We start from the raw sequence: 8,791 nt of genomic DNA, 5'->3' as shown, positions 1-8,791 counted from the left end.
TATCCCTGTAGATCCAAATGGAAATCCATTGAAACCAGTTGATCCGAAAGATCCATCTAAAGGATATGAAGTACCAGATGTGCCGGCAGATTCAACTCAAGATACGCCAATCAAGTACGTACCGGTAACACCAGAAAGACCAACACCGACTCCGGTTGTTCCTGTACAACCAGAAGGACCAGTAACTCCGACAGCGCCTAAAGCACCAGCTAAAGCGACTCGTTTAGCAAACACTGGTACAACTGAAACTAATACAGGATTAGCAGGATTAGGATTAGGAATCTTAGGTGGATTACTTGCAGTAGCAAGACGTCGTAAAGAAAAAAATGAAGACTAAGATAAGTCTTAGAAGTTCAAGTTAGGTTCCGAACTTAACTAGAGCAAAAAGGACACCCTCGATATTTTTCGAGGGTGTTTTTTTGATGGAATATGAGAAGTTATTTGATATTTAATCAATAGAGAATAAAGGTTAAAATTAGTTATTAATTTCGGCTCTCAAACATAGTTTTTAATCGACTTTGGTATTTATATCAGAAAAACCTCAGAATTTATAATTTCATATGAAACATATTCTGAGGTTCTGTGATATTAGTTATTATTTTTTCGTTTTAATAAGGCAGTTAATGCTAGAAGCGAAAATCCAAGGGCAGTTAAGAAATTATTAGTTGTTGTTCCGGTTTTCGGAAGGGTTTTTGGAGCGTTTTGTGGAGTTGATTTAGCTCCTCTTGTTTCTATTACTGTGAATTTTTTTTCTTCATGAACTGCTGAACTATTGATATCTTTTTCGCTCGAAGCTAGTGCTGTTTTTATTTTTGTTATAAGAGCAAATTTACTGAAGTGATTTACCGTAAAGCTTAGGCTATCTTCTGTAGCATTTGAAGGAACTAGCTCAATTGTATTATTATCCTTAATGTGATAGACTAGTATATCTTTGTTCTTTTCATTTTGTAGTAAGGCGATATGTACAGTTCTAGGAATATTAAGTTTAATCTCTTCATTATTTTTTTGTAATTCTAAATCAAGGACTCTAACAGTAGAAATTTCATCTATATTATTAATACTATTATTTTTATCTGCTACAATTTTATTTTTTAAATCTTCTAAATTTATTGTACTAGTGATATCATTAGCTTTAAACTCTAAATCTTTAGCATGTTTATTATCAAGTTCAACGCTAATATTATTATTGTTAGATTTAATAATAACTGTTGTTGTATTATTAATATTTAATTGTGGTAATTCTAATATTGTCGGAGTATTTTTAGTTGTGTTGTATTCTATAATGTTGCCCTGGTTATCAATATTTATCTTGTTACTATTTTCTGAAAACCCATCTACTTTACCAGTGAAAGGTTTAATAGTATCCGACACAGGAGTTTCATTAGGAATATTAAACTCAGAAACATTTCCATCTTTATCAACAATTACTTTATTTCCGTTTTCTGAAAGACCTTCGATCTTACCAGTGAAAGGTTTAGTATTATCAGATACAGAAGTTTCACTAGGAGTGTTGAACTCAGAAACATGCCCATCTTTATCAACAACTATTTTATTCCCATTTTCTGAAAGACCTTCGATCTTACCAGTAAAAGATTTAGGAGTATCAGCCGTAGAAGTTTCACTAGGAGTGTTAAACTCAGAAATATTTCCATCTTTATCAACAATTACTTTATTACCGTTTTCTGAAAGACCATCAACCTTACCAGTAAAAGGTTTAGTATTATCAGCCGCAGAAGTTTCACTAGGAGTGTTGAACTCAGAAACATGCCCATCTTTATCAACAACTACTTTATTCCCATTTTCTGAAAGACCTTCGATACTGCCAGTGTAAGGCGAAAGGTTATCTGTAATAGGCGCTTCAGAAGGAGTAGAATACTGGTATTTAGTTCCGTATTCGTTTTCTTTTACTTTATTCCCATCTTCCGCAATAACAGTATTTCTTACGTTAGGGTGTAATATGAACTGATTATTATCTTGGAATAATTGTCCCATTTCAAGAAGTATTTTTTCTGAATTATTTTTTGCTGCGAACATAACTCCAAGAGGAAGATTATTTTCACTCTTATAGACAGGTAAAGAAATAGCAGGATTACCTGTTAAGTTGAATAACCATGTAAATGGAGTACGTTTCATCATTGGTTCCCATTGTTTCACTAATAGATCAAATCTTTCTTTAGGATTAGTGATACTATTAATATTATATAGCTTTTCTTCAACTTCTGGATCTACATATGGATCTACTTTTTTATCATTCGATGGAGCAGTAACAGCATTTGTTGCCATCAAGAATAAATCATATTTCCCATAAAATTCATTCATCTTATTAATATATTCAGATGCAGGTCTAGCAGAAGAAATGTCAGTATTAGCATTTTTACCTTTGGCTATTGATGTACCTAATGCATAAGTAGCAGGATCTAAATCACGTTTGTTTTCTTCAGTAGCTGCTTTTGCAGGAACGGTGTATATGCTACCAATAGCACTCATAGTATATGTTCTAATTCCTTCGTAACCATCGATAGGGAACTCAGTAACTTCTTCAACTGTGAAACCTTGACTTCTAAGAAATTCAACAGCTTTAAGAACGGCTTTTTTTCCATCTTCACTTAATTCTACATCTTTCAATGGAGTTTTAAGAGTATAAGCTATTTTTAAAGTTTTTAGATCTGTAGGAACTTCTACTAATGTTTTAGGTTTATTGATTTTAGTTTTATCAAAATACTCTTTAGCATCTTCAATAGTTTTTACAAGAGGAAATTTAGCTCCATTTCCTGTTGGTTTTAGCCCGATTAATCCTGTCCACGAAGCAGGAATTCGAATAGAACCACCTATATCACTTCCACTAGCGATTGAAACCATACCACTTGCTACAGCACCTGCACTGCCTCCTGAAGAACCACCAGTATTTCTACTCGAATCCCAAGGATTTCTAGCAGGACCGAATAATTTAGAATCTGTAATATTTCTAGTACCTAATTCAGGATAGTTAGTTTGACCAAGAATAACAAAACCAAGTTTTTCAAATTCTTTTGCTACTACTCCACTAGTTTTAGATACCTTACCTCTATTAAATATAACTCCACTAGAAGCATCTCCATCTTTTAGTGGATCTAATCCTTTAATTAATGTAGGAACTCCTAAGAATGGTTGTTCTTCCCAGTTTACAGGGTTGGCAGCCAGATTTCCAGCGCTAATACGAGTATCAATTTCTTTCGCTGCTTTATATGCTTCATCCACGATAGCGTTAGGGATTTTTCCATTTTCAGTTGTTAGAACAGCGTTCAATTTAGGATTTTCTTCAGAAATAACTTTGTAAGCTAAATCAACTAACTCTGTACTTGTTACTTTTTTCTCACGGACTAATTTCGCAAGTTCTAAAGCACTCTTTTGTTTATATTCAGCTACTGTGAAAGGGATAGTTGGTTTAGAAGAAGAACTATCTTCTAGATTACCAGAAGAAGTTTCACCATTGTTATTTGATACATTAGGTTTTACTTCTGTAGTCGATGGTTCTGAAGTAGTATTTGAATTTTCAGTTGTTAAACTCGTATTATTTACTGTATTACTAACAGGAGCAGACACTGTATCATTGTTTTCGCTAGCGTGAGCTTGGTTGTCATTTGTTAAGACTGGGAATAGTGTAGTGGCTGCAAATGCCGGTATAAGAACATATTTTAAATTTTTCTTTTTCATCCTTGACTCCTAATTTAATGAATAATAAATAAGCTGTTATATGCTTTGCTACTTAATTATACTCTGATATTTAATATCAATCAAGAAAATTGTTATATTAAATGTAAAAAAATAGGAGTGACTCAAAAATCACGATTTCATAGAAATCGATTTTTAAGAATCACTCCTGCACAGTTTATTAGATATCTAAAAAGCTTTTACAAAGTGAATTTAGATATAAATAAATCACTGCGTCTATGAGTTTTCATAAAAACTTTGTTAAGATTTAGGGCTTTTTGGTCAGTCCCGTTATATTGTTCTATAGAATTAGTATCCTTTTAAGGCGTTCATACGAGCATCTGATTGCCCTTTAGCATCTTTTTTCTCACCTTTATACACTGCTGATTCCCATGATCCGTACATAGGGTTAGGGAAAATGATGAATTTATCACCAAATTCAGCTTTTAATTGTTCGAACATTTTATCTCTATCAGATTCTGATTTAGTAGAGAATTCAGCGAAGTCAACTAAGTTATCTCCAAATAACATTACAAGATTAGTATGTTTTAAAACTTCTTGACGACGTCCTTCTTTAGACTTGTCACCTTCTTTTTTGAACATTAGGTGATCTCTTCCTTGAACAGGTAGTCCTTGTGCTTCAAGATTTTTAATAGTTGCATCTACTTGAGAATCTGTTCTATCTGAGATGTAGTAAATTTGAACTTTGTTTTTATCAGCAAATTGTAAGAATTCTTTTGCTCCAGCTACTGGTGTAGCTTCAGCTTTTTGAACCCACTCATCCCATAATTTAGGATTAAATGCAGTTCCATCTTTAACCATTTTAACTTGGAATGGAATATTACTTAATACTGTTTCATCGATATCTAATACGATAGAATAAGGTTTGCTAGTAGGTTGTTTTAATAACTCTTTTAGTTTACTAGTGGCAACGTTATAGCCTTGTTGGTATAATGCATCTACTTCAGCAGCATTTTGATACCATAGAGATCCCATTGTATTTTCTCTTGATCTAAGTTGATCATAAGTAAGAGTTATTTTGTTATCTCCACTTTTATTTTCTTCTTTTTTTTCTTCAGTTTTTTGTGCACATCCAGTTGCAAGAACAACAGTGGCAAGAACTGATGAAATAGTCATAACAAGTTTTTTGTTTTTCATAATATATATAGCTCCTTTTGTTATCTACAACATTTAGTATAAAATATATCTACCTAAAATTCAATATGAAATTATTATTTAAAAATTTAGAATGTGAATATTTTAATAAGATATTTAAGTACTCCTTTAGAAAGCGGTTTATTAAATAATAAGAAAATAAAATAAATGATATTATTTATTTGATAATAATAAATTTAAAACTAATTATATTAAAATATAGATATATGGTATATATTATAGAAGAACTAATATGTTAATCTGCAAAATAGGGTATAATTTTAAATCATAACTAATAATAGTAAGAAGGTCTATGAATAAAAGTTTAATTTATTGATTGTTTATGGAAATTAAAGTTTAAAGTAGTATTATTTATATAGATAGAAGAATATAATCAAAAATTAAACCAATTTTAATTATATTTTAATTATATTTTAATTTAGTAATATATACTACTTAATTATGAGGATTTCAAGAGACATTTAAAATCTCTTGTTAAAAATATTTCATACTATATTTTATTAAAATAATTAGACTATAAACTGATAATTTGTTATAATATTATAATGTATAATGCTATATGATTATAGTGATATATTATAATTCCATTATATTTTTAAAACTAATAAATAATGGAAATGATAATATATTATTATTATTATTATTATTATTATCGGCGCGGTCGATAGTAATAAATATGGTGATTTAATAGTTTAATATAAAAGGTACTTATTTTTAACTTCAAACTAGATTAATATTTTTAAAAAAGGAGAATAAAAGTGATAGGAAAAAATAATTATTATTTGAAAAATACAAAAGAGGGTACAAAAGTAGAGTCATACTCAATAAAGAAATTTAAAGTAGGTGCTGCGTCTGTTGTAATAGGTGCAAGTATCTTTTTTGGTGCCGGAGCAGTTGCTCAAGCTAGTGAATCTGTTTCAAACAACACAACAACAGATGAATCATTAGGAACAGATAATAAACTAGAAGTTGCGCCAAAAGCACAAGTCAAACCAGTTGTAGAAAACACTAGAGAGAGTGTAGCAGCTGCAGTAGCTTCAAAACTAGAGAATTCTGAAAAAGAAACTCTAAATAAAACAGCCTTAACAAAATTAATTGAAGAAATTGATGGAAAATTTACTAACGGAAAATATGCTTCTAAAACAGAAGATAGTGTGAACAAATTAAAAGCAGCTTTAGAAGAAGCAAGAACAGTTTTAAACAATGCAAAAACACAAGCTGAATTAACAAAAGCACACGCTAAATTAGTTACTGCAACTACAAAATTACAAACAAAACCAGAAGAGAAAAAAGAAGCACCGGCAGTAGATACAACAAATGGAAAAGCTACTGTGGGTAAAATAGCAACTAATACTGAGAAAGCTTCAGACTCTAACTCTATCGCAAACTCAGGTTCTAGAGATGAACGTAATGGAAAAGCATTGGATGCTAATAATCCATTCCGTACGGGTACGGATGCAGCTACAACGGATACAGACCCTGCTGCGAATCAAACGTATACTGCACCAGCTGAAAATGCGGATTTAGGTGAAATTACAAAAGAATTATTAAAATTACCAGATGCAGTTCAGAATAATACAAAAATTCAGGATATGAATGACCTTGGAGATAAAACAGGAGTTGCAAGAGGTGATGTAAAAGAGATTCAAGAGTTTGGTGGTTGGAAAGCGATTAATCAACCAGATGGTACTCCGGGGAAATTTGCTATCGCAAGAAAAACGGAAAGTGGTATTTTCCCAGTTGAAACTGTAAATACAGTATATACTAATATTAACAGAGGACGGGCTGAATATTATGATACTTATGTAGGCGAACAAGCTTTTGATAGATCAAAAGACTATATGTTATTCTTAGGAAAAGTTAGAACTATTGCTAGTGAAACAGAACAAACATTTAATGGACAACCTTATAAAAGATCTGGTTTAGGAGGTAGTGATTCTTTTGCAATTAAGAGTTTTAATGGGATTGAGAAAACTTTTAAAGCTCATTCACCAGCAACTGGATCTAAGGTGAAAGTTGCCTTTAAAACAGGATTTACTGGAGATTTGAATGGTACAAAAGCCAATTATTTAGTTGAAGTAGTTTATCGTCAGAATAATAGTGAAGTAACTGCTTATACGTATAGTTTTGAGCCACAACCAAGAAAAACCTTAACAAATGAAAAAGGTATAGTAACACCAGCTAAGGATGGTACAGGAAGAGCGTTTGTACGAAGTGACTTTAATAATTACACTTTAAATAAAGCTGAAGTAGAGGCAAAAATGGCAGAAGCAGCTTATAAGCCAAATGGTCAAGCTGGTACGTTTACAAGTTCAGATATAGATTTACCAGTAGGAGTTACTGAGTATACAGTTCGAATTAAAGTGACAAATACAGAAAGAATGGGTATGGGATATCAGTCTCCATTGAGACATTATGCGTTACCTGTAACAGGATTAGACTTTTCAATTGAACAAGATACTCGAAAATTAGCTAAAAATTTACTACAAAGAGTTTACGATAAGTTAAAAGCAACTGAAGAAAGAGATATTAAAGGAAAAACTGAAGCTACTATTAATGCCTATAAAACACAATTAGAAAATGTTAAGAATTTATTAGACGGAGAATTGAGTTCTACCAGAACTTATAAAGATATCGTAACAGCTGTGTTAGCAGATCAACAAGCATTACGAACTGATAAATCAAAATTAACTGCTTCAAATAATAACCTATTAGGATTAATAAATGAAGATCCAGACCCAAGAATCGGTAAGACACCAGTTTCAAAAGAACCATATAATACAGCAAAAGATGAAGCAGTAAAAGCTCAAACAGAGGCTCAAACTATATTAGCGCAAGAAAATCCAGATCCAGATGTAGTAGCTGCTGCTGTAAGTAAACTAAATGAAAAATTAGCAGAGTTAAAAGCAGCACGAGCTGAATTAGTAGTTGCAGCAACAGAAGCTCAAAAAACAAAATTAGCAGCAGATAAAGCGAAACTAGTAGAAGCAAGTAAAGAAGGAAAAACTCAAGATAGTATTAATGCGTATGAAGCAAAATATAATGCATTGAAATCAGAGTTAGATAAAGCGGTAGCAGCAGCAAATGATGTAGCAAATGCTCAAGAAAATGCAAGTAAAGTATCAGCATTAGAAGCTCAAGAAAAAGTTACAGAAGTACTTGCTGAACTAGAAGAAGCTAAAGCATTATTAAAGGACAAAGCAACAGCTGCACAAATAGCAGAACTTAAAAAAGCAGAAACAGCTTTAACACCAATTAGTGATGATAAATTAGGAAATAAAAAACCAACAAGTGTACAAAAGTATAAGGATTCAGTAGCTGCAATTCAACAAGAATTAACAGAAGCTCAAACAAAAGTAGCAGAACTTTTAGAAAAAGCTAAAACGGATAATGCAGCAAAAGAAGAAGCAGCTCAACTAATTTCAAAAGTTGATGCGTTAAAATCAAAATTAACTGATGCGGCAACATTACTAGAAGACAAAGCTAATACTGGTGGTTTAGAAACAGCTAAGAACGAACTAAAACAAGAAGCAGCAGAGGAAGTAACAGCTGGAAAAACACCTGAAACAGTAACGCCATATACTGCAGCAAAAGAAGCAGCAGATGCAGCAGTAAGTGAAGCAGAAGGAATCATCGCAAATCCAAACGCAACACAAGAAGCAGTAAATGCAGCATTACAAAAAGTAGCAGAGAAGAAAGCGGCATTAGCGGCAGCTAAAAAAGCGCTAGTAGAAGCAGCAACTCCAGAGCAAAAAGCAGCATTAGCAAAAGATGCAGAAGGTTTAGTACCAGCAAGTAAAGAAGGAAAAACACCAGAAAGTATCACAGCTTATGAAGCAAAATTACAAGAGTTAAATACTGAACTAGAAACAGCAAAAGAAGCAGCGAAAGCAATCGCAGCTAAAGGCGAAAACGCAAGTAAAGA

4 protein-coding genes are annotated in these 8,791 nt (G+C 32.1%); 2 read left to right on the top strand and 2 right to left on the bottom strand.

All coding sequences use genetic code 11. From position 1 onward, the window contains the following. Positions 1 to 337: LPXTG cell wall anchor domain-containing protein (locus RWQ73_RS07070; RefSeq protein WP_314407629.1), on the top strand; the 337-nt coding region annotated here is incomplete at its 5' end. Positions 338 to 588: 251 nt separating this feature from the next. Here RWQ73_RS07070 and RWQ73_RS07065 read toward each other — a convergent pair. Then, positions 589 to 3,693 carry an amidase family protein gene (locus RWQ73_RS07065; RefSeq protein WP_314407627.1) on the bottom strand — a complete coding sequence of 1,035 codons (3,105 nt, stop codon included), beginning with the start codon at positions 3,691 to 3,693 and terminating at the stop codon, positions 589 to 591. A 306-nt stretch (positions 3,694 to 3,999) separates the two neighbouring features. Next, on the bottom strand, positions 4,000 to 4,848 hold the full coding sequence (locus RWQ73_RS07060) for a 5'-nucleotidase, lipoprotein e(P4) family (RefSeq protein WP_314407625.1): 849 nt from the start codon (positions 4,846 to 4,848) through the stop codon (positions 4,000 to 4,002). 776 nt (positions 4,849 to 5,624) lie between these two features. Here RWQ73_RS07060 and RWQ73_RS07055 point away from each other — a divergent pair. After that, positions 5,625 to 8,791: YSIRK-type signal peptide-containing protein (locus RWQ73_RS07055; protein ID WP_314407624.1), on the top strand; the 3,167-nt coding region annotated here is incomplete at its 3' end.

Origin of the sequence: uncultured Gemella sp. (assembly GCF_963525875.1) — a bacterium.
Taxonomy (GTDB): Bacteria; Bacillota; Bacilli; order Staphylococcales; family Gemellaceae; genus Gemella.
Note: the sequence above shows the minus strand (reverse complement) of the source record. Positions and strands in the feature narration are given on the sequence as shown.